The sequence below is a fragment of the Arthrobacter sp. P1_B3 genome (assembly GCF_056406615.1).
Genome location: NZ_JBFTZV010000002.1, coordinates 255,000 through 281,842, shown reverse-complemented (window position 1 = coordinate 281,842; position 26,843 = coordinate 255,000). Strand labels below are relative to the sequence as shown.

General features: G+C 59.5%; 23 protein-coding genes and 1 pseudogene. 16 read left to right on the top strand and 8 right to left on the bottom strand.

What is annotated here, in order from left to right; translation table 11 throughout:
• Positions 1-95: 95 nt before the first annotated feature.
• The 6 genes from AC1D2F_RS04035 to AC1D2F_RS04010 form a co-directional block, all read right to left on the bottom strand.
• Positions 96-692, bottom strand: coding sequence for an LPXTG cell wall anchor domain-containing protein (locus AC1D2F_RS04035; protein WP_476966237.1), 597 nt, complete (start codon positions 690-692; stop codon positions 96-98).
• Positions 693-859: 167 nt separating this feature from the next.
• On the bottom strand, positions 860-2,053 hold the full coding sequence (locus AC1D2F_RS04030) for a DUF4012 domain-containing protein (RefSeq protein ID WP_476966282.1): 1,194 nt from the start codon (positions 2,051-2,053) through the stop codon (positions 860-862).
• 833 nt (positions 2,054-2,886) lie between these two features.
• Positions 2,887-4,275: a sugar transferase gene (locus AC1D2F_RS04025; protein WP_476966236.1), complete on the bottom strand. Its 1,389-nt coding sequence runs from the start codon at positions 4,273-4,275 to the stop codon at positions 2,887-2,889.
• A 107-nt stretch (positions 4,276-4,382) separates the two neighbouring features.
• Entirely contained in the window at positions 4,383-5,357 is a 975-nt protein-coding gene (locus AC1D2F_RS04020; protein ID WP_476966235.1) for a GDP-L-fucose synthase family protein, read from the bottom strand.
• Entirely contained in the window at positions 5,357-6,385 is a 1,029-nt protein-coding gene (gmd, locus tag AC1D2F_RS04015; protein ID WP_476966234.1) for a GDP-mannose 4,6-dehydratase, read from the bottom strand. The genes AC1D2F_RS04020 and gmd overlap by 1 nt, the downstream gene beginning before the upstream one ends.
• Positions 6,386-7,200: 815 nt before the next feature.
• Positions 7,201-8,601 carry a hypothetical protein gene (locus tag AC1D2F_RS04010; protein WP_476966233.1) on the bottom strand — a complete coding sequence of 467 codons (1,401 nt, stop codon included), beginning with the start codon at positions 8,599-8,601 and terminating at the stop codon, positions 7,201-7,203.
• 297 nt (positions 8,602-8,898) lie between these two features.
• Here AC1D2F_RS04010 and AC1D2F_RS04005 point away from each other — a divergent pair, with 297 nt between their 5' ends.
• The 12 genes from AC1D2F_RS04005 (at position 8,899) to AC1D2F_RS03950 (ending at position 19,563) form a co-directional block, all read left to right on the top strand.
• A complete protein-coding gene (locus AC1D2F_RS04005; protein WP_476966232.1) occupies positions 8,899-10,416 on the top strand; it encodes a tyrosine-protein kinase domain-containing protein in 1,518 nt (505 codons plus the stop codon).
• Between the two features lie 156 nt (positions 10,417-10,572).
• Positions 10,573-11,424 carry a glycosyltransferase family A protein gene (locus AC1D2F_RS04000; protein WP_476966281.1) on the top strand — a complete coding sequence of 284 codons (852 nt, stop codon included), beginning with the start codon at positions 10,573-10,575 and terminating at the stop codon, positions 11,422-11,424.
• Positions 11,425-11,691: 267 nt separating this feature from the next.
• On the top strand, positions 11,692-12,468 hold the full coding sequence (locus tag AC1D2F_RS03995; protein ID WP_476966231.1) for a WecB/TagA/CpsF family glycosyltransferase: 777 nt from the start codon (positions 11,692-11,694) through the stop codon (positions 12,466-12,468).
• Positions 12,465-13,598 (top strand): glycosyltransferase, encoded by a 1,134-nt coding sequence (locus AC1D2F_RS03990; protein ID WP_476966230.1) that lies wholly within the window; start codon positions 12,465-12,467, stop codon positions 13,596-13,598. The genes AC1D2F_RS03995 and AC1D2F_RS03990 overlap by 4 nt, the downstream gene beginning before the upstream one ends.
• 47 nt (positions 13,599-13,645) lie before the next feature.
• Positions 13,646-14,188, top strand: coding sequence for a DapH/DapD/GlmU-related protein (locus AC1D2F_RS03985; protein WP_476966229.1), 543 nt, complete (start codon positions 13,646-13,648; stop codon positions 14,186-14,188).
• A 65-nt stretch (positions 14,189-14,253) separates the two neighbouring features.
• The gene (locus AC1D2F_RS03980; protein ID WP_476966228.1) at positions 14,254-15,399 is read left to right on the top strand and encodes a glycosyltransferase; all 1,146 of its coding nucleotides are present in this window, start codon (positions 14,254-14,256) and stop codon (positions 15,397-15,399) included.
• Positions 15,399-16,214, top strand: coding sequence for a glycosyltransferase family 2 protein (locus AC1D2F_RS03975; protein WP_476966227.1), 816 nt, complete (start codon positions 15,399-15,401; stop codon positions 16,212-16,214). The genes AC1D2F_RS03980 and AC1D2F_RS03975 overlap by 1 nt, the downstream gene beginning before the upstream one ends.
• 80 nt (positions 16,215-16,294) lie before the next feature.
• Positions 16,295-17,605, top strand: coding sequence for a hypothetical protein (locus AC1D2F_RS03970; protein WP_476966226.1), 1,311 nt, complete (start codon positions 16,295-16,297; stop codon positions 17,603-17,605).
• A gap of 918 nt (positions 17,606-18,523) precedes the next feature.
• A complete protein-coding gene (locus AC1D2F_RS03965; protein ID WP_476966225.1) occupies positions 18,524-18,673 on the top strand; it encodes an IS3 family transposase in 150 nt (49 codons plus the stop codon).
• Positions 18,674-18,809: 136 nt separating this feature from the next.
• The gene (locus AC1D2F_RS03960) at positions 18,810-19,202 is read left to right on the top strand and encodes a transposase (RefSeq protein ID WP_476966224.1); all 393 of its coding nucleotides are present in this window, start codon (positions 18,810-18,812) and stop codon (positions 19,200-19,202) included.
• The gene (locus AC1D2F_RS03955) at positions 19,144-19,374 is read left to right on the top strand and encodes a hypothetical protein (RefSeq protein WP_476966284.1); all 231 of its coding nucleotides are present in this window, start codon (positions 19,144-19,146) and stop codon (positions 19,372-19,374) included. Before AC1D2F_RS03960 ends, AC1D2F_RS03955 begins: the two co-directional genes overlap by 59 nt.
• Positions 19,375-19,380: 6 nt before the next feature.
• Positions 19,381-19,563, top strand: a complete 183-nt coding sequence (locus tag AC1D2F_RS03950) for a transposase (RefSeq protein ID WP_476966280.1) — start codon at positions 19,381-19,383, stop codon at positions 19,561-19,563.
• 134 nt (positions 19,564-19,697) lie between these two features.
• Here AC1D2F_RS03950 and AC1D2F_RS03945 read toward each other — a convergent pair whose 3' ends face one another.
• Positions 19,698-20,162 carry an Lrp/AsnC family transcriptional regulator gene (locus tag AC1D2F_RS03945; protein ID WP_476966223.1) on the bottom strand — a complete coding sequence of 155 codons (465 nt, stop codon included), beginning with the start codon at positions 20,160-20,162 and terminating at the stop codon, positions 19,698-19,700.
• A 159-nt stretch (positions 20,163-20,321) separates the two neighbouring features.
• Between AC1D2F_RS03945 and pdhA the strand changes: the two genes are divergently transcribed.
• From pdhA to AC1D2F_RS03925, 4 genes and pseudogenes are all read left to right on the top strand, one after another.
• Complete coding sequence (pdhA, locus tag AC1D2F_RS03940; RefSeq protein WP_476966222.1) at positions 20,322-21,560, top strand: pyruvate dehydrogenase (acetyl-transferring) E1 component subunit alpha; 1,239 nt, start codon at positions 20,322-20,324, stop codon at positions 21,558-21,560.
• Complete coding sequence (locus AC1D2F_RS03935; RefSeq protein WP_476966221.1) at positions 21,557-22,669, top strand: alpha-ketoacid dehydrogenase subunit beta; 1,113 nt, start codon at positions 21,557-21,559, stop codon at positions 22,667-22,669. Before pdhA ends, AC1D2F_RS03935 begins: the two co-directional genes overlap by 4 nt.
• Positions 22,670-22,671: 2 nt before the next feature.
• A complete protein-coding gene (locus tag AC1D2F_RS03930; RefSeq protein ID WP_476966220.1) occupies positions 22,672-24,198 on the top strand; it encodes a dihydrolipoamide acetyltransferase family protein in 1,527 nt (508 codons plus the stop codon).
• A 286-nt stretch (positions 24,199-24,484) separates the two neighbouring features.
• Positions 24,485-25,249 (top strand): annotated as a pseudogene (locus AC1D2F_RS03925) (integrase core domain-containing protein); the annotation flags it as partial.
• Positions 25,250-25,629: 380 nt separating this feature from the next.
• Here AC1D2F_RS03925 and AC1D2F_RS03920 read toward each other — a convergent pair.
• Complete coding sequence (locus tag AC1D2F_RS03920) at positions 25,630-26,739, bottom strand: acyltransferase family protein (RefSeq protein WP_476966219.1); 1,110 nt, start codon at positions 26,737-26,739, stop codon at positions 25,630-25,632.
• Positions 26,740-26,843 lie beyond the last annotated feature (104 nt).

Below are 26,843 nucleotides of genomic sequence, written 5' to 3'. Positions count from 1 at the left end.
GAGAAGCCCTATGACGTGTTAACGCGAGTGGTGGTGGGGTTCATCGGTTTCCCGGTGAACCCCACCACCATCTTTAGTGCGTGTTGGCTTGGAGCCTAGACTGCAACTTCTGCCTTGGCGCGGCGGCGAACCACCACAACAGAGGTCACGCCGGCTGCCAGGGCGCCTGCGCCAACCAAGGACCAGATCATGAGGTTGGAATCAGCGCCGGTGTTGGCCAGCCCGCTCGTCGAAGTGGAGGTGGTCGTGGAGGCGGCCGCTACTGCGGCGCCTTCCACGGTAATGCTCGAGGTGGCGGTGACGCCAGACTCCAAGCCGGTCGCGGTGATCGTGTAGACGCCCGGCTCGCTGATGCTGAGCGGGAGGGCGAAGGAGCCGCTGGCATCTGCTTTGGCGGAGAGCTGCTTCGGGGCCTGCGGCAGCGTGATCTTGCCGGTAACGCTCATGCCGCGGCCGTTGACGCTGGCGCCCGTCGATGCAGGCTTGGTCCCGGGCGTGACCTTGATGATGAGGCCTTCGCCGGCTTTAAAGCCCTTGCCGCGGAAGACGAATTCCGATCCCGGGCCAACTACGCCGTCAGAAACGGCGGCATTTGCGGGCGGTGCCGGGTACTTATCCGCTGCGACTGCCGGAAATGCGCCGATGAGTGCGATAGAGCCCGCAAGTGTGATTGCTGCAAGTGTTTTTTTCATGTGTCCCCCTGAGACCGTAAATTCGTGTGTCACGCGATGTGGAGATTTCCGGTCCCCCGAGTGGCCGCGGATTGAAATCTCATTTGATAAGCCCTTGCAGACGATAGCATCTAAAACGCGTGTGTCCAAAGTGAATCAAGTTGCTTTACATACTGTTAATGTGGGCTCTACTTGCCGGGAACGCATTCGGCCGCTTTCGTGGCTATGACTACGTCTTTGACAGCTTGAACAGTGGGTGTGACAACCATGTTGGGTTCCGCATGCTGGACGATCTTGCCGAAGGTCAGTTCTACCGTGCTGCTCTGGCCTGGTGCCAAGGCAACAGTGACTATTCCGACAGGTCTGTTAGCGTGGCGGTGAGCAGCGAAATCCGTCTTTTTTCCGTCCACGGTGGCTGTTTCCACATTGGCTTGGACCGGACCATAGGCAATCACGTTGGTCTGGACTGTTCCGGCCGGCACGCCGAAGACACCGGCGGCAGTGACGTAGGCCGGCAGCGACATCGCAGCGTCGGCAGGGGCCGTGTTGGTGCTGGTGATGCGCACCTTGACTTGCCCGTAGTCGTCGCCAGTGCATTCCTTCACGAGCTGAACGGACCGCTTGACGTAATAGTCCATTTTGGCCCCGGTGCCGTCGTTGAAGTACACGCCGAACTGTGCAGGGGCGACGCTCTTGCCGGCGATTGATCCGCTGAGCGGATAGGTCTCGATGATGGCTTGCTCATTGGCCGTGCCGGACCACACGAGGACCCGGCCTTCCGCCGCTCCGCGGGTGACGCCTTTGATCAAGTCCTTGGCTTCACCCTTTCCGCTGGAGAGGGCCCCAAAAATTTCCTTAGCGACGCCCGCAAAATAGACGTCCTGCACTGTTGGCGACGCAATCTTTGCATAGACATCGGACAGCAGGGTTGGGACCACGTTTTTGCCGTTCAGCTCCGTTGGCATTGCGTCCTTAGCCAGCGCCAGCAGCTCCGGGCTGGTGATCTTAACCGGCCCAGTCGCGTCGAGGATATAGCCCAGCGCCACGGGGTCCAAGGAGAGGACACCATCCACGTGCTGCCCGGTCTTTCGCTCCCACATGGCCTGCGCGGTGGCCGCCGCGGTGGGGAAGTCAGGGGTCAGGTTGACGTCTTGCATGTACTCGCCGAGTCGTTCGGAGTAGATCAGTTGCTGTTCCCCGTCCACGGGCAACACCGGCGACATAGTGCCAACATCTCCAGCGCTACTTTGTGCACCCAGTGTCAGCTTCCCTTCGTCCAGCGTCAGTATTGCCAACGCTCCGGGAATGCCGCCCGAAGCTCGAGCTTCGGAGTTGTTCTGGATCATGAGTAGGTAGTTCCGCTCCCGATCAGCCCCCAACATTCCCGGGGCGATTTGGGCCGCATCCGCGGATGCATCCAGTGCGCCAGTCACTGTTTGAAGTTGCTCCCGGGCTCGGGTCAATGGTTCAGCCACCTGGGGCCACAGACCCCTCGCATCGATTCTGTCCAGCCGCTCGGCAGAGGCCCGCACAGCGTGGGCAGCGGACGAAACGCTAGGGGAAGCCGTTCGCAGGGGTTCCAAGTTCGTCCCCGCTGTGCTGGGCAGCAGTCGGTTCCAGTCGAGGGAATCAAAAACCTTCACCAGCGGGACTACGCCCAGTGTGGCCACATCGTCAGCTGATCGTGCCACTTCTGTGATGGCGGCAAAATTCGGACCCAGCCATGGAACCGCGGAGGCTAGGGACCATAGCGGATCTCCGGCCGCGTCGCGGGCTGCTGCTGTGTGGGCGCGAAGCTGGGTGGCCGTTGCGCCAGCCTCTTGTGGCTTGCCTCCAGCAATATCGTCTTTCAGAACTGGTACGAGTTGGGCTGTGGCTTCCAGCTCGGACTTGATGATCGCCGCCCTGGAGCCCAGCCATGCTGCGGCTGCCACTGCGCAAAACGCCGTGACGGCAAGACACAGGGAGACAACGAGAAAATGGCGCCGGCGGGTGAGTCGCCTCGGATTGCGCCCGCTAACAGGCCTCGGAAGGCTGGAGTGACCACTTTCTGGGGTCTGCGGAGTTTCAGTCATCGATTGCGGACGCTCCGGCCCGTGTGGCTCCAAGCTCGGTCAAGCTGACCGCATGAGCCGCACCTGGGCAACAACAGCCGACTACGGATATTCGCATTGTTTGTTCCTTGACTGTGAAGGGCGTTTGTCAATTGGTCCATTTAGTAGGCGCCTGCGCCACGAAAGACGGCGCGAAAAGTCTTCAGTAAGATGATGAGATCCCCAGCCAGAGACCAGTTTTCCACGTAGTACAAGTCAAGCCGGACTGAGTCCTGCCAGGATAGATTCGAGCGCCCGCTGACCTGCCACAACCCTGTGAGGCCCGGTTTAACCAGGAGCCGGCGACGAACGTCGTGCTCGTAAGCCGCAACTTCCGACGGCAATGGCGGCCGCGGTCCTACCAGGCTCATAGATCCAGTGAAGATATTGAACAGCTGAGGCAACTCATCCAAGCTGAATTTGCGGATGAATTTCCCAACCCGCGTGACCCGTGGATCATTCTTCATCTTGAAGAGGAGCCCGTTCCCGTCGCTGTGGTGCGCAAGGTCCGTCAGTTGCTGCTCCGCGTCAACCACCATGGATCGGAATTTCAGCATTTCAAAATGTTGGCCTTCCATCCCCACGCGCTCTTGCTTGAAGAGCGCGGGACCGTGGCTCTCCATCTTCACGAGCATGGCCACGATAACCATGACGGGTGACGAAACTATGATCAGTAGGGCAGACACGAGGACGTCAAACAGCCGCTTGGCAACGCCCTGACCACCATCCAGGGTAGGCGTCGTTACATGGATCAGAGGAAGCCCTGCAACTTGTTGAGTGTGAATCCGCGGCCCCGCAATGTCTGTTAGCGCTGGGGCCATGATCAACCCGATATTGCGGGACGCCAGCTCCCAGCCAAGGTGCCGCAGCGTTTGTGGATGGAGTTGAACGCCAGCGGAGACCGCGACGGCGTCTGCGCCGCAGACATCGATTGCCTCGATAATCGAACGTGCGTCAGACTTGTATCCCAGGACTGGCAACCCGGACTCCGGCTCGATGCCCGGTTCTGCGTGGGTTCCTGGTGTATATGCCGCGACGGGTAGATAGCCGGCGTGCCTCGCCCGTTCAAGTGACGCCGCAAGATGCGCAACAGCACTGGGACCACCAAGGATGAGCAGGCGCGACATGCTGTGACCTCGCTGACGGTTGATATTAAGGTGCTGTCTAATGAGCCAGCGGCCAAGAAGTAGCCCAAGGAGACCAACCGGAAGTGCAACTCCAACGTAGCCTCGCGCAGTGTCAACACGGAGGACGTAGGAGACGATGGCAATTAGACCAAATAGCCACAGGGAAGCGGCGGCGACCCGCTTGTACTCGTCAGGCCCAGCACCGAGAACTCGCGTCTGCCGGCTATTCCATGCCCCGAGCATCATCCACCAAACTATGGCCAAAGCTACGGAGAGCCACGCATAAGCAAACTCCTGGCCGGCGACGACGAAGTCTGGATCAATGCCGAATCGGATGATGAAGGCCCCTACCACGGCCCAAACCACGACAAAGGCATCAACCACCCCCAACAGACGGGACGATCGTGCACGCCAGTCACTGCCCGCAGGCATCAGTAATCCCCCACTTCAAAACTAGATTGCCGCGGTTAGGCGGCGACGGACGGCATCGGCTATCGCCGAATGGATGCTAGGTTCCTTCGATACCAGTCGACCGTTGAGCGAATTCCTTGTTCGAGGCCGATCGACGCTGACCAGCCGGCTTCCGTCAGCTTTGAAACGTCGAGGAGCTTGCGCGGCGTCCCGTCGGGCTTGGATGTGTCCCACTGCATGTCGCCCTGATAGCCGACCGCTTCAGCCACTAGTGATGCCAGTTCCTTGATGGTGACGTCAGATCCCGTTCCGACGTTGACCTGCGAGGGGCCGTCATAGTTCTCCATCAGGTGCAGACATGCGGCTGCCATGTCGTCTACGTGAAGGAATTCACGCCTCGGTGATCCGGATCCCCAGTTCGTGACACTTTCTACCCCAGATTGCGCCGCTTCGTCGTAGCGGCGGATGAGGGCGGGAAGGACGTGTGAACCATCGGGGGAGAAGTTGTCTCCTGGCCCGTAGAGGTTCGTAGGCATTGCCGAGATCCACGGCAGGCCATGCTGACGGCGGACAGCCTGGATCTGCATGATTCCGGCAATCTTGGCAATGGCATAAGCGTCGTTAGTCGGTTCCAGGTGTCCGGTAAGGAGTGAGTCTTCCCGAATGGGCTGTTCCGCGAATTTGGGGTAGATGCATGAGGACCCTAGGAACAGGAGGCGTTCGACCCCGTATTCCACGGCAGCGTCGAGAACATTCACCTGGATGCGGAGGTTCTCGCTGAGAAAGTCCACTGGGTAAGTGTTGTTGGCCAGAATACCTCCAACTTTGGCTGCCGCCAGGATCACATAGCGAGGCCTTGTCTCTGCAAAGAACCGGAATACTGACTCTCGGTCCTTCAAATCGAGTTCCGTGGACGAGCGGCCGATGAGGTTCGTGAAGCCCTCAGCTTCAAGCTTTCGCCAGATCGCTGATCCAACAAGTCCACGATGTCCGGCCACATAGAAAGTTGACGCCCGGTCCAGTTGGCCTGGGACGAAATTGGACTCTGTGGTCATCAGTTCTTCCAACTGTCGAGCTCAACGGTGTCGATCCAGTGATTCCCCGCGTGCTTCAGCGCTTCGATGTCGGCATCGACCATGATGCGCGCCAACTCCGGGGTGTGAACCGAGGCCTTCCAGCCAAGTTTCTCCTGAGCCTTTGAGGCGTCTCCCACCAGGGCATCAACTTCAGTTGGGCGCAGGTAACGCTCATCAAAGCGCACATGGTTCTCCCAGTTGAGACCGGCATGCTCGAACGAGATCTGGAGAAAGTCACGAACGGTGTAATTGCCGCCGGTGGCCAGGACAAAATCGTCGGGCTCATCAGCCTGCAGCATGCGCCACATGCCTTCGACGTACTCGGCGGCATACCCCCAGTCGCGAACGGCGTCGAGGTTTCCCATGTAGAGCAGATCTTGCTTGCCGGCCTTGATCGCGGCTACGGCACGGGTGATCTTGCGCGTGACAAAGGTCTCGCCGCGACGGGGCGACTCGTGATTGAACAGGATTCCGTTCACTGCGTACATTCCATACGCTTCACGGTAGTTTTTGGTGATCCAGTAGCTGTACACCTTCGCAGCGCCATAGGGAGAGCGAGGATAGAACGGGGTGTCTTCGTTCTGCGGCGGCGGTGTAGCGCCGAACATTTCGGAGGACGACGCCTGGTAGAACTTGGTTTCGATGCCTGACATGCGGACCGCTTCGAGCAACCGGATGGTGCCCACTCCGGTGGTGTCGGCAGTGTGCTCGGGTTCGTCGAATGATACGCGAACGTGAGACTGGGCCGCCAAGTTGTAGACCTCATCCGGCTTGATATCCGCAAGGAGGGTAACCAGGCGCGCCCCATCACTGAGATCGCCATAGTGAAGGAACAATTTGGCCTTCGGATCGTGAGGATCAACATACAGATGATCAACACGAGCAGTGTTGAAGGTGGAGGCACGACGGATTAGGCCGTGAACTTCATAGCCCTTTCCTAAGAGGAGTTCCGCTAGGTAGGAGCCGTCTTGCCCAGTGATGCCAGTAATCAGTGCGCGCTTAGTCATAGTGCCCCCAAGGATGCGAAGTAAAGGATCGCGCGGACTAGTTGCGGCGCGAGTATGCCGGAATAACGATGATGCAAGTATAGTCGGCCGCTTTGGGTCAAACTGACTTCGTGTCGCGTGCCCGAGCGAGGTCTATCAGGCATGTTCTGTGAGGTTCGGATCATCTGCAGAAAGACAACCAACTTGGCGCTTGTATAGTCGCCTGGTACTGGTTCTTCGCGCCCTGATCATCGGCGACTTCGTAGGGCCCAGACGCAAGTGGCGCGCCAATTGCTGCTCCCAATGGTCCACTCAACCCGTGGATCTTATCTTGGCTTTGCTGGCCTTGCTGCCTTTGAGGACGATGGTGACTGCACTGCTAGATCCAGTCCTGGTAAGTAGCTGCGCGTGGGGCGGACCTCCATTGAAACGCATTTTGGTTCTCATCGGAGTTCAACCCGCCCGAGGTCGATGGACCGGTCAGCAGGCCATCCGCACCCCTTCGCCGGCGGCCCGCTACCGGTCGGCCCACTGATTCACTATGGTTGGCGAAAAGCGAGACGCTTCGCTGCGAGCTCAAGTCCTGGGCAAAAAGGGTCGGACAAGCAGTAGACGCACTTTCGCCGGCAGTTAGGACTTACGTTGCGCGACTACGACATCTGGAGATCGAAGTGATCAAAGTCACCCAAATCGACGCCGGAGGTACTTCCTTCCTTCACCCACCACAAGACATTCCCAACTTAAGTGGGAGTTAGTGCTAGTGGTGACTGCGCCACAGAGTCTCTCCTGGAGTCTAGGATCGCGGCGGGCAAGGGACGAGTCCTACCGCTCATTATTCACGCGGGTGTGCGGGTCGCCGGTCGATGCTTCTGGGACCATACGGATTGTAGGTCCTTCCCCTGCTGATTCAGAGAGCTCTTGGTGGGTGTGGTTCTCGTAGTGATTGGTGTCGTCCACGAAACTCCCGCGACGAAAAGCGTCAATGCTATTCCAATATGTGTGCGTGTAGTCAGCGGAGAAAAGAACGTGTCCCATAGGGTCAGGCCCGCCATATACAGAACCACGGCAGGGACGACTGGATTGGGCTTGGCGAGTCTGCGAAGACCTTTGATGATAGTGGTCATCACCAGAAGCCAAAATGGTATTGCTAGGAAGCCTGCAAATAGAAAGCTGCCCATGATGGCCGTATGCGCATTGTAACCTCGGTAGCCGTCAGCGTTGCCGAGGAGATAGGCGGTCGAGTTGGGCGTCAGTGGTGCGACATTCTTGTCGACAAATTCTAGAGCGGCGACGGCGTCATCGGTTGCAGCTTGGCCGTGTGACCCTATGCCTAGTAAAGGGTTTTGCATAGCGAGGTAGAAGGTATGCGGAAGCTCAAGTCTAGTCGCCAGCAAGAAATTACTGCCGTCCACGTCGTAGGTCACTTGTTGCTGGTGGGCCCGTTCGCCCAGCGCACCACTCAAAGCGACTGCAGGATACAGGAAGAACACCGACGTAACGACGCTCAGTATAGCGAGAACCAGGACGACGCTGCGCTTACCAGTCCGTCGCGACTTACCCTCGTTGTAGCTCACAAAAGTAAGAGTTGCGGCGCAGATAAGGAATAGACCTGTCTGGAAACGGCTGTCGAAGAGTAGGGATGTTGCCGCGAGGAGAACTAGGAGGACCTGAAGGCTGCGTTTGGAAGCATGCATCCAATATGCGATCGAGAGAACTGTGACCGCCACCGGCGTAGCGAGACCGTACTTCCATGGGTTGTCACTCGAAAGGGCTTCCCTGACTAACAATTCCAAGAACAGCCAACCCAGGCCAACAGCGGAGACTATGGCAGGAAAACTCAGCAGTGCTACTTTACGTGCCCAGACAAGGCCAGTGACCATAAGGGCAATGGACGGTCCCGCGGCCATGGGGCCGGAGAAGACAGGAAGGTGATGAACCATGTCACTGACCAGCTGGGCTCCGCTCCAAGTGACGGCGCAACACCAAAGAACTATCAAAGAGACGTCCTTGATGACCAATCCGGCCAACACCGGAAGGATCCCAATTAAAATCAAGTGGAGCAGGACCAATACCCCGTTGTTGTAAGCGGGTACGGCGGTCCCCGTCAGGATCAGAACCCACACCATCGACCTGAGGCCGGCTGACGTCTCGCGGGTTTCGTCGAACCGTCGGAATCTCGCCTGCGGGTCACGTGGCTGCCAGTTCAAAGCCGTACTTAGGACCTGGTTATCCGCCATCTTTTATCTCTCCTGAACCGGTCTCGGGAGTCAAGTATCATCGAGCCCCTTCTTGAATACCGGTGCTGGCTGAAGGTTACGTGGCTGATCAGGAAAACTGAGTGACGGCGCTTGAGTCGGACTCCTCCGCAACATGAGCATCGCTTGATCGATTATGGCATGTTTGCGGAAGAACGGAGCCTGCATGGGGTCTACCAGGTAAGTCCGCCGGGTAGGATGGGACCGCCGCACGAATATTATCGTTCTGGGGCGGGCATGCTATGGAGTGCCTCAGTGACGCTATTAGGGGGGACCGGTGTGAACCTACTGGACTACTTGCGTGTTCTGCGACGCAATTGGATAGTCATACTTGCTGCCGCATTGATTGGGCTCCTGCTTGGCGGAACAGTCTCCGTATTGACGAAGCCAACGTACACGGCGGATACGCAGCTCTTCGTGGCTATTTCAAACTCGGGGACAGTTCAAGAGCTCCAGCAAGGGAACTCTTTCAGCCAAGCCCGTGTTCAGTCTTACGTCAAGACCGTCAGTTCTCCTTTGGTACTCCAGCCAGCCATTGACTCACTGGGTCTAGAAATCTCTGCGGAAGCGCTGGCCCGCCGTGTCACAGCCAGTTCAGACCTGAACACAGTCCTTATTAGCATTTCGGTTAGCGACAGCTCCCCAGTGCAGGCCGCTGCCACGGCCCAGGCCGTGGCGAGCAGCCTGATCGCGACAATTGATTCGCTGGAGAAGCCAAAGAACGGCGGTTCCTCACCCGTTAGCCTCTCAATAACGAAACCTGCCATAGCTCCTGCTCTTCCGTCGGCTCCGAATACGCGGCTCAATTTATTGACTGGGCTGTTAATTGGCCTTGCTGCTGGCCTCGGCGCAGCCCTCCTCAGGTCAACTTTGGATAGCCGCATTAGGGGTGAAGAGGACTTACGCCGTATCACAGACGCGCCGCGACTTGGAGGTATCTCCTTCGATCAGAGCGCCGTGAAGAAGCCTTTGCTGACCCAAGCTGCTCCCCAGGGGCCACGGGCTGAATCTTTTCGGCAGCTAAGGACAAACCTCCAATTCACGAATGTGTCCGGGCATGCCAGGACTGTACTAGTGACGTCGTCCTTGCCAGGTGAGGGAAAGACGACTACTGCGGTTAACCTCGCGATCGCAATGGGTCAGGCCGGCCAAACTGTTTGCTTAATTGACGCCGACCTCCGTCGTCCTATGGTGAGTGAGTATCTTGGCCTTGACAGAAATGCGGGCCTAACCACAGCCCTAATAGGCAATGCTGATGTGAACCAATTGTTGCAGTCTTGGGGCGACGATCAGCTCTTCGTCCTCACTTCTGGGCAGATCCCACCGAATCCGAGTGAGCTGCTCGGATCCGCTGCAATGAAGGACCTCCTGGAGAGGTTGGAGCTTGCCTTTGATGCTGTAATCATTGATGCTCCTCCACTGCTACCGGTGACGGACGCCGCCGTACTGGCGCAGAGCGTGGGTGGGGTCGTCGTTGTCGTTGGGGTGCAAACGGTCAAGCAGCATGACCTCGAGAAATCGCTTCGGGCTTTGGATCTTGTGAAAGCCACGGTCTTGGGTGTCGTGCTCAACAGGCTGYCCACGAAAGGTCCCGATTCGTATGAGTACAGCTATCAACCAGCTGGAAGCGGCAGCAACTCGGAAGTCGCGCCATACCGTCGCCTCTACCCGTCAGCCAGAGATCGTCGATTAACTGGCCGAGAAAACGCTGGTGAGACGGCTGATAAGGGCGCAACACCCCTAGACGAGCGACCTCCTTCGAGGTTTCCGGTGTCTGACGTATCAGAACGAGCATAGTCAGGCCGACCATCCTCTTCGTCGGGCGACCTGTCGTGAAGCTCCGAGCAAATTACCTGATTGGCCGCTGAAACTAAATGAGGTGTCTTCTGTGCCACTTGCAGTTCATTGAATAAGCTAGAGAGGAAATCAGTTGCCTTGAATCCGAAACTGTCTGTGATTGTGCCTGTATTTGACCGTGATTGGGAGCTCCGCCGAGCGCTGGATTCGTTAAGCTCACAAACGATGGGTGACTTTGAGTGCCTTGTGGTGGATGATGATTCCGCGGTGGCCATAGCACCCATCGTGGATGAATACGATGATCGTTTCATTTACTTAAGGACACCGAGGAATTCGGGCCCTTCTGGTGCCAGACTAGAGGCACTAAAGGTAATGCGCGCGGACATCGCCTTCTTTTTAGATAGCGACAACGAACTCTTCCCGTGGGCGCTCCATCGAGCTGCTGAGCTCCTGGATGGGATGCCTACTGTCGGTGGCGTGTCAGGTTTGTATTTGTTTCCGGACGGACTCAGAGTCCGCGTCACTGACGGGATATCAGTAGTTACACCCGCCACTTACGCGCTCGGGCGTAGCTCCCCGGTTGACATGGTCGGAGCAGTTCGACGCACGGTTGTCGAGGAATGGCTGGAAAAGGACCCGGGATATTTTTCTGCGGAGTATCATCTCTGGCTGACCTATCACATGCGTCATGATCATCTCATGATCGACGAGCCCTGGGGGCGATATCATGAGTCGACCGGCGTAAGGGTGACGACGTCTTCCGATCCCCGGAAGGACGAGGATGCACTTCGATTCGTTAGAGAGCACCGACCAGTCTTAGGCAATATTCCATGCATACCCCTTGACCGTTTTCTGTCTGCGGAATGGATCCGTATGGCCAGGTCAGAAGCTGACACAAGTGACATTGAAAGTTGGATGAAACAGCGCCGTGTCGGTAGGGTCGGGGCCATTGTGGCGAAAGTATCCGATCGTCTGCGACGCAAAAGACCGATATCGTTGTGGGTCTAGGCCCAGTCATGGCCGGGGAATCAAATCTCGTCGGGGCAGACTTCGATACCCTTTGGCTACGTCGCCTTTCCGGCCGTTTCTCGGGAGGGATGCACTTGGGCATGCGAACTGCGGCCAACATGTGACTGCGACCACGACAATGAAGATTAGTAGAGGTTGACCAGAGCGCATGCTTCCAAATAGGAGCACATTTGTGATGAGGGTGAGGGCTGGGGGAATAGTGTCGAGAATTGAACGAATGAAAACTCTTTGCGGTGGAGCAAACTCATGAGCGAGGCTACCATTCTCCGCAGTACCGGTCCCTACCCTCCGATTGTCGTTGGTGGTGTCCCCTTCCAAGTGTCAAACCCTCGGGAAGCGGTTGAATACTGCCTGAACGCCTCCATTTCGGGACAGGGCGTAAGTATCCGGTTGGCAAACGCCTATTGTGTTGCGCTTGCTCATACGACGGACAGCTACAACGAAGTCTTGGGTGGACCGGGAGTCAACTTCCCGGACGGTGCACCTGTCGCTTTTGTCATGCGCCGGCGTGAAAAAGCGCCAGCCCGTTCGGAGCGTGTTCGTGGACCTTCGTTTTTTCAGAGCACTCTAGACGCTTCCCGTGGCTTACCTGTTCGGCACTATTTTCTGGGTAGCACCCCCTCAACGCTCGCACTTCTCTTGCAGAAGCTGGAAGACGACTATCCCGACGTTCAAGTGGCCGGTTCGTTCGCTCCTCCATTCGKCCCAATAACGGAGGATTTCGTCTGGGAATCTGCAAGGAAGGTTGCTGCATCTGGGGCGAACATATTATGGGTCGGAATGGGGACGCCGAAGCAGGATTACGCGACTGCTCGTCTGGCAGTCGAATTGAACATGCCTTGCGTGGGGGTTGGGGCGGCATTCGACTTCCTTGCCGGGACAACGCCGGAGGCACCATCGTGGGTTCAAAGAAGTGGCTTCGAATGGCTCTTCCGTTTTGCTACGGAGCCGAGACGACTCTGGCGGAGGTATCTATTCGGGAATGCCAGATTCCTGATGGCTGTATTGAAGGACACAGAATGAAACCCGCAATAGTCATGATCGACCAAATCGACCCAGAAAGGCTCGCTCCCGGCGGTACAGATACCTGTGTTCACGACATGGTCAAGCACGCTCCGGAAGGGACCTTGGGCCTGGTTGGGATTACGGCGTCGAAAGAACTGATCCTGGGCCATTGGACGGAAGTTCTGCTGGCCGGCAAGCCGACGCCCTTCCTCCCCGTCGCTCGCTTCGATCGGACGAGGGCGGGCGGACTGCGAATACCCGAATCCCTAAGGCTGGCTGTTGGGCTGATCCGCTATTGGCGGAAGATCCCAAAGACGATGCTGCATGTTCACAGGGCCGAGACCGGGGCTTTGGTGCGCGCGCTGGGGAGCCGGGCGTACGTCCAGTTCCTCCACAACGACGCATCGGGGCTCACGGGGCGAAATTCGGACTCTGTCTGGAAGTACTTGCCCAGAACGTACCACCGTCTTGAGGCTTTAGCGTTGCGATCGGCCCAGGCCGTGATTCTCTTCAGCATCGGAGATAGCGCAAGAGTTCGCGCCCTCACTCCGTCCGTGGAGTTGGTCGAAACATGGTTTGATCCCGAGATATTCGTACCTCGAATAGATGATTGGACCCAGGGAGATGTACTAAACATATGTTTCATTGGGCGCTTGGAAGGGCAGAAGGACCCAGTCTTGGCTGCGCGGGCGTTTGCTCACCTCTATAGGGTCTATCCAAACTCCATATTTCGAATTGTCGGCGAGGGGAGCTTGCGTTTGACGATGGAAAACGAACTGGAGTCGCTTGGAGTCCGGGAAAGAGCCCACTTCCTGGGTGCGCTGCCGCTCGCGGAGGTTGCAAGAATCATGCGGCAATCTGACGTGATGCTAATGACGTCGCACTATGAGGGCTCGCCCAGAGTCATTGCGGAAGCGGGGGCATCCGGGCTACCTCTGGCTTGCACTGAGGAATCTGATCCCGATCACGTGATTCGGACCGGCGTTACGGGGCAGCGGATCGGCTCTAGAGACCCGGAGGCCTTGGGGAAGGCAATTCTGGAAGCCGCCCACTGCGACCGAATGATGTGTGCAGAGTACGTCTCAAGTAGGTCTGCCGATCAGCTTATCCCCGTAATGCTTAATGCAGGTCAAGGGCGCCCCAATTGAGCCTATTGCAGCTGGTTTCCCAGTATCGTCGAGTTTGTTCTCAAGACATGGCCATGTACGGCATCCGGGACTACAGTTTTAAGTTTTCGTGGACGCGGCCAGAAATTACGTTTATTCGCAGGCTCCGCCAAGCCGAATTTGCTAGACGGCTGAAGCACGCCCATCCAATCCTCGCACTCGTATATGTGGTCGCCCGCGTCCGCTATCAGCGCCTGTGCATGAGGTACGGGGCGACTCTTCCCTTGGATGTGTTTGGGCCTGGACTGACACTTGCACACATCGGAGGCGTGACAATCAATGCCGACGCTCTCGTCGGTAGCAATTGTCGCCTGCACCCAGGCGTGACTGTGGGGTCTGTCGGAGATCGAGCGCCTGTCATAGGCAATGACGTGTTCTTGGGACCGAACGCAGTAGTCGTAGGCGGAATAACTATCGGCGACCGAACTCACATCGGTCCTGGCGCAGTTGTGTCGGATAGTGTCCAAGCCGACCGGATTGTAACTGTCGGCGCGGTCTTGTCTCGTGAGCGCATTCGTCCCACATGGCAGCAGCGGCAAATGGAGCTCACCGGAATTTCGCCCGAGCGTTAACTACAATGTTCTCGTTGACGCTTTCTTAGTTTAGAATTCAGACCTTTGAAAGGTGACGATTAATTGTGCGAATATGCTTACTCGTGCCCCATCTCTCGGGCGGTGGGGCCGAAATCGTGGCCTGCAGATGGGCCGAAAGCCTAGCTGGTTTCGGACATGATGTAACCCTCCTACTAACCCACGGAATTCCAGGGGAGCCCGAACTTCCCGGTGTGCGGGTGGAGTCGTTGAGCGGACGGGGCGCATTAGGCCGCATTAGAGCCCTCAGGTCCTATATCCGCCGTCATCGGGTCGACTTCGTTATCGGTGTCATGCCCTATTGCAACCTCTTGGCGGTAATAGCGGCCGCGAGGCTGGCCTGCAGGGTAGCGGTCAGCGAACATACGATTCACTCCGCAAATCTGAAGGCCTTATCAGCGTCGAGCAGAGTACAGTGGACGGCGGCTCGCGTTCTATATCGTCACGCCGAAGTATGCGTGGCTGTTTCACATGCGCTTGGGGCAGAGATGATCGCTGCGTGCAAGGTCTCTCCCGAACGTTTGTGGGTGCTCCCGAATCCAGTCGTGGAGTCGGTGCTAATGCCGCGGAGCGAGACAGGCGTTGGTGCACCGAGTGCGATACACATCGTGTCACCGGCACGATTAGTGGGGAATAAGCGACTTCACCTCGTGATTGAGGCGGCCAAATTGGTCGAGAATGCCGGTGTTCGAGTTGAACTACATTTCTTCGGGTCTGGACCAGACCAGGGACGACTCGCGAATTTGGCTAGAGACGAAGGACTAAAGTCGACGTTCCACGGAAAAGTCGATAAATGGTGGCAACACGCACCCCAGGGCTCCGTTGCGATACTAACCTCGGGAATCGAGGGCTTCGGCAACGTGCTTGTTGAAGCAGCGGCCCACGGCATACCCAGTGTCGTATCGTCCAAGGCCCTTGGCGTCGCTGATGCTTGCATTCCGGGAGTTACCGCACAGTTAGTCCTCGGGGACTCGCCAGCCGACTACGCACTTGGAATTCACCGCGCCGCTGTCATGAACCCCCGAACCGTCTTTCTTGCTGCGTCAGAGTGGTTGACTCGATTTACGCCCGAGGAAGTGGGGCGGCAACTATCCGCCATACTTACGAGGAGCGTAGAGCCGAAATTGCTGCCACCAGGCCTGGCCCGTTTCGAGGATGCTGATTCAATTTCACCCCCGCAATTGAGGAACTAATGGAAACCCGTCCAAGAATCACCATTATTACTGTCACAATGAATGACCGCGTCGGTCTTCATCGCACAGTGGAATCTATTCGTGAGCAGGACTTTGAGTCGATCGAACATGTTGTCGTGGACGGCGCATCGTCGGACGGAACGCCAGAGTGGTTGTCGACCTACGCGGCCCCATATGACGTCATTACTGTTTCGGAATCTGACGACGGTATTTTCGATGCTATGAATAAAGGTGCATCGTTGGCGACAGGGGATCTCATCGTATTCATGAATTCTGCCGACACGTTTGCGGACACATCAGTTCTTTCATGGATCGCAGAGGATTGGTCCCGCGACAAATGGGAGTGGGCATACGGGCAGCTTGAATACCTATCGGAGGGCCTTGAGTCTCGGGGTGAAAGCGACCAACATGCCCACTCCCAACGCGCCTTAGAACTTGGCACTCGTTTCGCTCCCCATCAAGCGACCTTCATGTCGAGGGATCTCTTCCTTCGGCTTGGTGGTTTCGATGTTGCTTTCGAGTACGCCTGTGATCAAGAGCTTGCCCTCCGTGCCGGGCGGATATTCGAACCGAGAGTCTATGACCGCGTGATCGCGAAGTTTCTGCTTGGAGGAACTCATAGCCAGACGACCTACTGGCGACGTGAAATGATCTATCACAGAATGCGGGTCAGGAACTCTGCGCTTATTGCGGGTCACGCCCTCCCCGATCGGGTCTACTCGCTTTCCATGGCCGGCTATAGAGAACTACGGGAGTGTCTATCCCAAATATGGAATCAGATTAGAGTTCGCGCTTCGCGAGTCAAGTCTCCATGACCATCCGGAACCCGAGAAAGAGTCTATCGGGAGCGACACGTCCGACTCGGGTAGGCGTTTTCCGAGACTTATTCGGGTCAATGGGCGCCCGAGTGGTGGTGCTCCCCATAGGCGGCGCAGCAATTATCCTGGGCTCGAGGCTAGTAGTTCAAGAGACTGGTGCCGAGGGATTCGCTTGGTTCAGCCTCCTGATTACTTTGCCGACACTCATTCCTATTTCTGATTTTGGCATTGGGGCGGCACTGACCGATGTGGTAGCCAGGGATGGAATTGCGAGTCGTCGGTTTTGGAAAACCCTGAAAACGGTTATGCGGCTCCTGCTATCTATTTGGGGTGCTTCCTCGATAATCGCCATCACAATGGCCTGTCTAGGGCTTTGGAGCGTGGTACTGGGGATACCGTCAGGTTTCGAGACTGAATTCATGTGTGCTGGAATTGCGGTCTTTGCGGCGACAGGGATTCCGTTGGGTGCAGCGCAGCGGATACTGCTGAGCCTGGGACGACAGACGCTGTCTACAGTTGTCCTGGGCATGGGAGGTGTCTGGTCACTGGCTGCGACGACACTGGTCTCTCTGTCCGGTTCCGACAACTTCGGCGACTACTCGCTTGCTTATGCGAGCGGACCTTTGGTCGCGCAAATCATCCTGGGAGCGGTCGTAACGAGAGTTCTGTATAACTCACGGCGCTCGTCGTGTGAGGAAGAGGCGGGGGTTGACGACGTGAACGTACGGATGACCGCAATTCCGATGGCAATCATCGCTATCACCCTCCCGCTCGCATACCAGTCGGATCGAACCGTTCTGGCGCATGTAAGCACAATGAACGAATTGTCCTCGTATTCACTTGTCGCGATCCTATATGTCCCTTTATTGTCCATATTGAGCGTGGGTGGGCAAACGCTCTGGCCTCTCTTCATGAGGAAAGGTCTGGCGGGGAAGATAAAAACGCTATATTGGCAGGCCTTTTCTATATTTCTCGGTCTGGGTATTATGTCGGCATTGGGTCTCGTAGTCGTTGGCCCGGTCATTGCGCGCATTGTGGGCGGTGCGGATGCTATCGCCGCACCGACCTCCACGTACCTACTGTTTGCCGTTTTATTGGTGGTATTCGCCGCGCATACAGCTAACGGGATGCTCCTCATGGATCGCCGAGGTCGTACGGTTCAGGCATTGGGATCCGTGGCGCTTCTAGCTGTCAAAATTCCGCTTGCATTATATTTGGGTTCCCAATTCGGCGCGGACGGTGTCATCACCTCGACGATTTTTGCCGTGATTGTTTGCCTATTTGTTCCGGCGTGTTTTGAAGTGCCTCGGTACTGGCGATRCAGGCGTGAAACCCCCCGTCAAACTTCTGATGTTCGTCCGGCTGAAGAACGTCAGAAAATTACATAGATCCGAGCAGTAGCTCACGTAGCCGACTGCGTCACTTCGACGCTGTCAGTCGAAGTTCCGTACTCGTGGAGGAATGCGCGGCTTTTTGTGCTTTGTGGTGAGTCATCTGCTGCAGTGAGGGTTCATGGGCTTCGCGGTTGATGCGGAAGTGATTCTGTGCAGTAGATGGAAAAGGGGTCCGTGACTCTGTGAACTGCACCCCGAAAGTTGGATTCGAATGTGAGAGTCTGACTTTCGGAGGGGTAGTTCCATTATGGGCCGATATTCAGGATGCGGGGGATGAGGTCCGAGGTCGCGCCTGACCGAGTTTGGTTGACCAAGGTTACGGTCGCAGGTCGATTTCTAGTGAGCTGGGTCTGCCGGCCACGACTGTTGAGAAGCTGGTGGGGCAGTTTTGTCGTCAGGGAATTGGAGGGCTGGCTCCGACGGCGACGAATAGGCTCTATGCTCCTGAGCTGAAGCTCGAGGCCGTACTCGCCTACCTTGGCGGCGCCACTTGGGAGGAGGCGATGGAACGGTCCGAAACCCGCCACCTCCCGGCGGCGCAAGTACAACTCCCAGCGGGGCGATGTCGGGCATTTGGCGCCCAACAGGCTGGATCGGGGACTTTCGGGCCGATGCCCCCCACCTCAAGTGGGGTTCCGGACGTGACCGAGTTCCGGGTCGCCGACCAGAAGATGTATTTGTCCCGGTGCTGGACGTGTTCAACGGCGAGATCATCGCCCACGCTGTGAGTACGAGTTCGCTGTCGATGGACGTGCTGACCGATGCCTCCAAGTTCCTGAAGCCCGGTGAGCATCCGGTCCTGCATTCGGACAGGGCTGGCACTACCAGCACCGGTCCTGAGTCAGCGCCCTGCAGGACGGTAGGGTCATCCAGTAAATGTCCCGCTAGGCCAATTGTTGCGACAACGCAGCGATGGAAAGCATTTTCGGCCATCTCAAGGAAGAGTTCTTCCACCACGACCGGTTCGACTCGATCGAACAGTTCGAGCACGGGCCAGCCCGTGCCGTGTCCGAGACCGCCGCTGCATCGCCGTTTCCTGGTGGAAGGTCCGGGCCGCGCTGAACGACGCCTGTGTCCTAACCTTGCCGGAGGTGAATGGCTCCGGCCCGCGGATGCTGGGCATCGACAGCACCGGTTCAGGTCCGTGCGGTATTTCCGTGACCCTGATTCCAGCTCGTGAATCCGGCATGAGCCGTGGATGACAAGGATCGTTGATCTGGACACCAGGCAGGTCCTGGGGATCGTGGACGGCTGGACGGCGGGACGGCAGGGCGTCGGGGGCTGGCTCTTCGCCCGTCCGCTGGCCTGGCGGCTGGGCGTGCAGGTCGTCGCGATCGGCCCCTCGGCGGCGTTCCGGAAGGCGTTGAGGATGTGGCTTCCCCGCACCGCCGACGCGGTCGATCACTTCCACTGGTCTCGCTGGCCAACCAGGCGGCGCCTGGGGCCCGGCAGAACCCGTCCAGGCAGTTCAAGGGCCGACGCGGCCGAGGCGTCGACAAGGTCTGGGCCCATCGGATGCTTCTCCTGCGTACATGCGACAAGCTCTCCGGCCAGACAGCCCGCGCCTGGCCGAAGTCTTCGCAGTCGATGACGCCACTGGCCAGCTGCAGGTTGTGTGGAAGGCCAAGGAACAGCTGTGTGCCCGCATGCGCACCCACTCCCTGGTCGACGCGGCCGCCGCGAAAGTGGAACTCCGGGCACTGGTTGAGGTCGCCGAGCGGCCGGAAACGATAAAGCTCTACCGCACCGTCTGCCGCTGGTAGGCAGAGATCGAGGTCCTCATCGTCACCGGCGCCACCACCGGCTGGGTCGAGGCGAACAACGCCGGGATCAAGCACATCAAATGCTCCGCACGCGGCTTCCGCAATGCCGGCAACTACAAATCAGTTATGCTCATGACCGGCGCCGCCGTCCGGACGGCACTTGTCATGAGAATTGGCGATTTGTTGTAGGCCGGGTTCCCCGAGCCACACACTCAAAAGATTCGGGCCGGAATGCGGAAATAGAGAGTGCTCTAACGGATCCCTTCAGAGAGTCTGAACGGTTCTGGAGTGGTGTAGTGCTATGTGCTCCGAACGAGGCTTGGCTACCGCGTATCCACATCCTCAAACACCAGGAACGTCTGAGTGTCCAGGACTCCGGGCATGGACTGCAGCTGGTCGAAGATCACCCGGCGAAGGTCAATGTTGTCCACGGCGCGCACCAGCAGGATGACATCGAAGTCCCCGCCCACCAGTGCGATGTGATGAACCTCCGGGATGGCGCGCAGGAGTTCGCGCAGCTCGCGCCAGGAATGCTGGCGCACCTTGAGCGTGACGTAGGCAGACGACTTCAGGCCGGCCTTGATGGGATCCACCAGGGCGGTGAACTTGGTCAGGACGCCTTCGCCGGTGAGCCGGGCAATTCGGGTGTAGGCGTGGGCGCGGGAAATGTGGACGTTCTCGGCTACCTGGGTCACGGACATCCGGCCGTCCCGGGTCAGCTCCGCGATGATGTTCCGGTCCACATCGTCCAGCGGCACCGCCACCTGCTCCGCCTCATACTCTGCCATTCGTCCACAACCCCCGCCGGTAATCCAGCTCACACTTACGATTTGTCTTCCAGACTAGGGCAAATTTGTGGACTTCTCCACGATTTGCGGCGGGGGTGGATACGAAACAGCGGCTGGAGGCATACTGGGAAAGATTAGTGGCTATAGAAGGACGGACCAATGACGATCTCCGCAGACCACGCTGCGCAGCAACATGCGCAGCAGGCCGCGCAGCAAAATCCCGCCAGCGAGGCCGTGCGCAAGTTCGGCATCACGGTTGAGGACTACATGCTCCCGGCCCGCCACCAGATCCAGATGGTCGGCCCCGACGGCACCCTGAATCCGCACACAGAGCAGGGCACCCAGCCCGGGCACGAATACAGCCTGCCCAGCGAGGCCGAACTGCTGGCCGCCTACGAGCAGCTCGTCGTCGGCCGCCGCGTCAATGACCAGAACTCCGCGCTGGTCCGGCAGGGCCGGATGGCCGTGTACCCCTCGAGTCACGGCCAGGAGGCCTGCCAGATCGCGGCGGCGCTGTGCCTTGCCGAGGGCGACTGGCTGTTCCCCACTTACCGCGACTCCGTGGCCGTGATGGCCCGCGGCGTGGACCCCGTCCAGACCATGACGCTGTTCCGCGGCGACTGGCACGGCGGCTACGACCCGTCCAAGCACAAGGTAGGCACCCAGTGCACGCCGCTGACCACCCAGCTGCTGCACGGCGTCGGCGTTGCCCACGCCGCCAAGCTGCGCGGCGAGGACACCGTGGTCCTGGCCATGTGCGGCGACGGTGCCACGAGCGAAGGCGACTTCCACGAGGCCCTCAATTTCGCCGCCGTCTTCCACCTGCCCGTAGTCTTCTTCGTCCAGAACAACCAGTACGCGATTTCCGTGCCGCTCGCGCACCAGTCCGTCGCGCCGTCGCTGGCCCACAAGGCCGTCGGCTACGGCATGGCCGGCGAACGCGTGGACGGCAACGACGTCGTGGCCCTGCTCGCCGTCCTCGGCCGGGCCGTCAAGCTCGCCCGCGAAGGCTCCGGTCCGCTCCTCGTAGAGGCGCACACCTACCGGATGCAGGCGCACACCAACGCCGACGACGCCACCCGCTACCGCCAGGACAGCGAGGTCGCCGAATGGGTGGCCAAGGACCCGCTGAGCCGGATGAAGACCTACCTGACGGACCGCGGCCTGCTGGACGATGACCGCGCTGCCAGGATCGCCGAAAAGGCGGAGGCGGTTGCCACGCAGCTGCGCGAAGGCCTCAGCGAAGAAGTCCCGGTGGAACCGCAGGACCTCTTCAAGTACGTCTTCTCCACCCCCACACCGCAGCTGTTGGAACAGTCAGCCATGCTTGCCGACGAACTGGCCCGCGACGCCGCATCCACCGCAGCCGCATCCACCTCTAGGGAGGCCGGCAAATGAGCCCCACCATCACCACGTCCTCCGGGGCGAACGGCAACGTCAGCGCCGCCACCGCCCGCGCGGCCGCCAAAGCCGCAGCCACCGCAGAAATGACCGGTCCGCAGACCATTACGCTGGCCAAGGCCCTCAACACCGCGATGGCCGACGCCATGCACGCGGACCCCTCGGTCCTGGTCTTCGGCGAGGATGTCGGCATGCTCGGCGGCGTCTTCCGCATCACCGACGGGCTCACCAAGACCTTCGGCACGAGCCGCTGCTTCGACACCCCGCTGGCCGAATCCGGGATCGTGGGCATGGCCGTGGGCATGGCCATGAACGGCATGCGCCCGGTCATCGAGATGCAGTTCGACGCGTTCGCCTACCCGGCCTTCGAACAGATCGTCAGCCACGTGGCCAAGATGCACAACCGCACCAAGGGCGCCGTGAAGCTGCCCATGGTCATCCGGGTCCCGTACGCCGGCGGCATCGGGGGAGTGGAGCACCACTGCGACTCCTCCGAGGCCTACTACGCGCACACCGCCGGTCTGAAGGTCTTCACCCCTGCCACCGTGGCCGACGGCTACCGGATGCTCCGCGAAGCCATCGACTCCGACGATCCCGTCATGTTCATGGAGCCCAAAAAGCTGTACTGGTCCAAGGACCAGGTGGACCTGGACGCGCTGCGCGCCGAGCACGCCGCGAACACCGAGCGCGGCACCTCCTCCGAGGGCCGGGCCGCCGTCGCCCGCCCCGGCACCGACGCCACGCTGATCGCCTACGGACCGTCCGTCCCGACGGCGCTCGCCGCCGCGGCCGCCGCCGCCGAGGAAGGCCGCTCGCTGGAAGTGATCGACGTCCGCTCGATCGTGCCGTTCGACGACGAGACCGTCTGCGCCTCGGTCCGCAAGACCGGCCGCGCCGTGGTCATCGCCGAGGCCCACGGCTTCGCGTCCGTTGCCTCGGAAATCGTCGCCCGGGTCCAGGAACGCTGCTTCCACCACCTGGCCGCGCCGATCCGCCGCGTCACCGGCTTCGACGTGCCCTACCCGGCGCCGAAACTCGAGCACTACTACCTGCCCGGCGTGGACCGCATCCTCGACGCCGTTGACGACCTCCAGTGGGAAGACTGACCATGAGCGAACCGAAAGTATTCCTCCTCCCGGACCTGGGTGAAGGCCTCACCGAAGCCGAGCTGGTGAACTGGCTCGTGGCCGTGGGCGACGAGATCCGCGTGGATCAACCGATTGCCGAGGTGGAGACCGCCAAGTCCATGGTGGAGGTGCCCTCCCCGTACGCCGGCACCGTGGCTGTGCTGCACGGCGAACCCGGCCAGACGCTCGACGTCGGCAAGCCGCTGATCTCGGTGATGCCGGTTGGTGCCGGTGGGGCCGCCACAGGCAATGCCGCCCCCGCCCCTTCGCCGGACAGCATTCGTCCTGCGGACGATGCTGCCGGCTCCGACAGGCCCGATGCCACTCCCGGGGCGGCATTGCCTGCGTCGGCTGAGTCTTCTGGTTCCTCGCCGGCTGCTGCCGCTGCTGAGGCGTACCGCGAGGAGGAGAAGGCTGGGTCCGGGAATGTCCTGATCGGTTACGGGACTCCGGGCGGGCATGGGGTCGCCCGGCGGACCCGGGCTCCTAAGCGGACCGCGGTGGCTGAGCCTGCCAGCGGGGTGTCTGCTGCTGAGAAGGCAGCCGACGACCTGACGCTGCTGCGGACCCGGGTGCCGGGGAAGCTGGGGGCGGTTATTTCTCCGCTGGTTCGGCGGATGGCGCGCGATCATGGGGTTGATTTGGGGGAACTCCAAGGGTCGGGGGCCAGCGGGCTCATCATGCGGCGCGATGTCGAGGCCGTCATCAAGCCGGCACCGGTGGTTGAGCGTCCGGCGGCGGAGCCTGCCGCGCCGGCCTCGACTTCCGGCACCGACGCACGTACCGGGCTGGGCATTTCCGGACGCACAGCGGTCCGTGGAGTGCGCAAGGCGGTTGCGGCGAACATGACGCGCAGCCGCTCCGAGATCCCGGAAGCCACGGTATGGGTGGACGTGGACGCAACGGCGCTCGTGGAGATGCGGGCCGCGCTGAAGAAGGCGGACCCACACAACACCCCGGGCCTGCTGGCGTTCATCGCCCGGTTCGTCACCGCCGGGCTGAAGAAGTTCCCGGAGCTGAACACCAGGATCGTCACCACCGAGGACACCACAGGCGGAGCCAGCCAGGAGATCGTGGCCTTCGACGGCATCAACCTCGGCTTCGCGGCACAGACCGACCGCGGACTGATGGTGCCGTCGGTACGGAACGCGGACAAGCTCAGCGCCCGCGAACTGGACGCCGAGATCCGCCGCCTCACCGCCGTCGTGCGCGAGGGCAAGGCCACCCCGGCGGAGCTGGGCAGCGGCACGTTTACGCTGAACAACTACGGTGTGTTCGGCGTGGACGGGTCAGCCGCGATCATCAACCACCCCGAAGTGGGGATCCTCGGCGTCGGGCGGATCATCGATAAGCCCTGGGTGGTCAACGGCGAGCTTGCGGTCCGCAAGGTCACCGAGCTGACCCTTACGTTCGACCACCGGGTGTGCGACGGCGGCACGGCAGGCGGCTTCCTGCGCTACGTCGCCGACGCGATCGAGAACCCGGGGTCGGCGCTCGCGGACATGTGAGTCTTGAGACCTCGGACTCGTCCCGGTTAATCCGCCGAAGTCCGATGATTGCCGGACCGGAAGTGCCAGCCTCATTGGGAGATTGTGGTTGGGCCCAGCCCCCATTACCAAGTGTCGATCGTTGACGGCCAGAGCAGCGGGTGCATTCGCGCCCTGCCCCGGACACTTAGGTGTCGTTCTCAAGGACGTTGTGAACAGCTTGGCGTGATGTAAAGGGCGAGGGCCTCCGGTATCGATCTGGGTTACCATACTCATCTCGATGCCCAGGAAGCCTTCGGGACCGGTACATCGCACCCTGGGCGAGGCCGGCATGGCGGACGCGTCCTCGCGGCCGCGCCGGAGCCCCAACCACACGGGCGTCCGGAGCGAGTGGCGGATTGTGGCACTGTGGTCACATCGCGGCCCACCTGCACCTGGCCCGTTCCACCTTCGGCAAGGTCCTGACCGACGCCGGATGCCCCGGCTGGCCTGCCCGGACCAGGGCACCGGCATGCCAGTGCGCAGCCCGCACAGCAACGCTACGAGCACAACCATCCCGGGGACCTGGTCCCCGTGGACATTAAGAAGCTCGCAAGCATCCCGAACGGGGGCGGACACCGATCCCTCGGCCGGCCAAGGTCAGGTGGAACCGCAAGGCGGGGACCTGATACGCCAACCTGCACCACGTCGTTGATGACTGCTCGCGCCTGGCATACTCGGAAATCCGCACCGACGAGACGAAGGAAACGCCACCGCCTTCTTGCCGCGCGCCGTCGCGTCCTTCGCCGCCCACGACATCGCCGTGTATGCCGTGCTGACCGGGCGTTAGCCGCGGCCCTGGGGTCGCGTCAAGCACCGCAGGACCCGCCCGTACCGGCCCCAGACCAACAGCAAGGTCGAACGCTTCAACCGCACCCCGCCACCGAATGGGTCTAAGTCCGCCCTACCTCTCCGAGGACGAACGCGCTGCCGCCTACCCGGGCTGGCTCCACCACTACAATCACAGGACCATACCGGCTTCGGAGGAGAAACCGCCATCAGCCGCATTCACAAAGTCCGTAGGAACTACATCAGGCGGGCTCATCGAGACCTCCATGAAGAGGTGGTGTCCCACGTTGGATTGGAACCCCGGGTTAGAAGAGGTTCGTAGTTGTCTGCGCGGGGGTCTGTTCCGCAGTTTTATTGCGGGTGTGGACTGGCGGTACCACGTTTGGACGTTTGGAGGTTCCATTCATGAATCAATATAGCTATTTCTATTTGGATGTCTCCTAAAGTCATCACACTCGTGTCTTGCCACCACACATCGAAGGGTCTCTAAATGACACGACTGCCTTCGACCACGACGCGCCAGCCAACGGGACCGATCAGGAGAACGGACACAAAGGAGAGGGACCCAGTTCAAACCAGCCCCGGACCTCTTACCGTTGCACCCTGACAAAAAGCATCTAAATGTTAATTGCCGGATACCGGTTCGGATTTGAGTGAGGCTGGTTCTACTTTCCGCTTGGTAACCCAGACTGGTGCGGAGAACAGCCAGGCAGCCTTGGACGCGAGGATGATCTGGCCGGCTTTGAACGCCAGGTAAACGACGACCGCTGTGACGAGAGGCGGCGCGACGACGTTCCACAATGCGGCGTTGTTTCGCATCAGGGCCAAGGCTCCGGTGGCGTTGAGGGCTGCCATGATTACCGGTACCAGAAATATGTGCAGAACATATACGGGGAGCGTCTGCCTGCCGACTTTACGCAGGAGAGAGCCCACCTGGAGCTGAGTATTCCATTGTCCCAGGACAAGCGCGCTCATATAGAGTGCGGCGACACTGAGTGGTGCCCTTAGCGGCTCTGTGGTTCCGGTTAGGGCAGCTAAGAGGTAGAGCACCCCGAAGCCAACTGTTGCAGCGACAGTCTTGATGACCGATGAAGAATCAATGATGGACAGCCATAAGGACTTGCCGTGCACTCCAAGGTAGAACCAGACGAAGTTCCGTAGCACATCAGGAACCTTTAGCGGATCCAGAGGTCCTTGCAATATTGCCTGTGTCGTGGGCTCTAGGAGGTAGGCCGTCGCGCTAATGGCCAGCAGAGGGATGAGTGCGTAGGCACTGTGCTTTCCCAGAGACTTCTTCAAGAGCCACGCAGATACGAAGTATAAGGGCAGCGCGTAGAGATACCAGAAGGAAGTGGGGAGCAGGAAAGACAGCGCGAGCCCCCACGGCTGGTCTAGGCCGCCACGCATCACATCGGGGACGATCCGGACCATGAAAATAAGGGTCCACAAAACGTATAAGTACACGAACCCCAAAGTCCGCCCACGCGTGTTGGCCCAGACGCGACTCAGGGAATTCGCCACTAGGAACCCAGAGATGAAGAAGAATAGAGGCATTCTGACAGGGCCGAACATGCCGCTGGCAACCAACCAGGGGGCCTGCATTCGAGTGCCGAAGTCATAATCGAAGCGGCCGGCGACGTGAAATAAGACGACGAGAACCATGCAGACGCCTTTGGCCCCGTCGGCCCAGAGATGACGGAGGGAGTTTCGGGCAGTAGGCGATTCAGTGTCCATGCTAAGCCCCCCAGCCGGAACATTTGATTTTATATGGTGGCAGGTCCATGTTGCCACAGGCGCCACAGCTCTCGAAATCATGAAATGGCAGAACCATGAATGTT

Excerpts from the sequence above, each read along its gene's own strand:
- AC1D2F_RS04035 (WP_476966237.1), bottom strand. The coding sequence starts at position 692 with ATGAAAAAAACACTTGCAGCAATCACACTTGCGGGCTCTATCGCACTC.
- AC1D2F_RS04030 (WP_476966282.1), bottom strand. The coding sequence starts at position 2,053 with ATGTTGGGGGCTGATCGGGAGCGGAACTACCTACTCATGATCCAGAAC.
- AC1D2F_RS04020 (WP_476966235.1), bottom strand. The coding sequence starts at position 5,357 with ATGACCACAGAGTCCAATTTCGTCCCAGGCCAACTGGACCGGGCGTCA.
- gmd (WP_476966234.1), bottom strand. The coding sequence starts at position 6,385 with ATGACTAAGCGCGCACTGATTACTGGCATCACTGGGCAAGACGGCTCC.
- AC1D2F_RS04010 (WP_476966233.1), bottom strand. The coding sequence starts at position 8,601 with ATGGCGGATAACCAGGTCCTAAGTACGGCTTTGAACTGGCAGCCACGT.
- AC1D2F_RS03990 (WP_476966230.1), top strand. The coding sequence starts at position 12,465 with ATGAAACCCGCAATAGTCATGATCGACCAAATCGACCCAGAAAGGCTC.
- AC1D2F_RS03985 (WP_476966229.1), top strand. The coding sequence starts at position 13,646 with ATGGCCATGTACGGCATCCGGGACTACAGTTTTAAGTTTTCGTGGACG.
- AC1D2F_RS03975 (WP_476966227.1), top strand. The coding sequence starts at position 15,399 with ATGGAAACCCGTCCAAGAATCACCATTATTACTGTCACAATGAATGAC.
- AC1D2F_RS03965 (WP_476966225.1), top strand. The coding sequence starts at position 18,524 with ATGGAAAGCATTTTCGGCCATCTCAAGGAAGAGTTCTTCCACCACGAC.
- AC1D2F_RS03960 (WP_476966224.1), top strand. The coding sequence starts at position 18,810 with ATGACAAGGATCGTTGATCTGGACACCAGGCAGGTCCTGGGGATCGTG.
- AC1D2F_RS03955 (WP_476966284.1), top strand. The coding sequence starts at position 19,144 with ATGCGACAAGCTCTCCGGCCAGACAGCCCGCGCCTGGCCGAAGTCTTC.
- AC1D2F_RS03945 (WP_476966223.1), bottom strand. The coding sequence starts at position 20,162 with ATGGCAGAGTATGAGGCGGAGCAGGTGGCGGTGCCGCTGGACGATGTG.
- pdhA (WP_476966222.1), top strand. The coding sequence starts at position 20,322 with ATGACGATCTCCGCAGACCACGCTGCGCAGCAACATGCGCAGCAGGCC.
- AC1D2F_RS03935 (WP_476966221.1), top strand. The coding sequence starts at position 21,557 with ATGAGCCCCACCATCACCACGTCCTCCGGGGCGAACGGCAACGTCAGC.
- AC1D2F_RS03930 (WP_476966220.1), top strand. The coding sequence starts at position 22,672 with ATGAGCGAACCGAAAGTATTCCTCCTCCCGGACCTGGGTGAAGGCCTC.
- AC1D2F_RS03920 (WP_476966219.1), bottom strand. The coding sequence starts at position 26,739 with ATGGACACTGAATCGCCTACTGCCCGAAACTCCCTCCGTCATCTCTGG.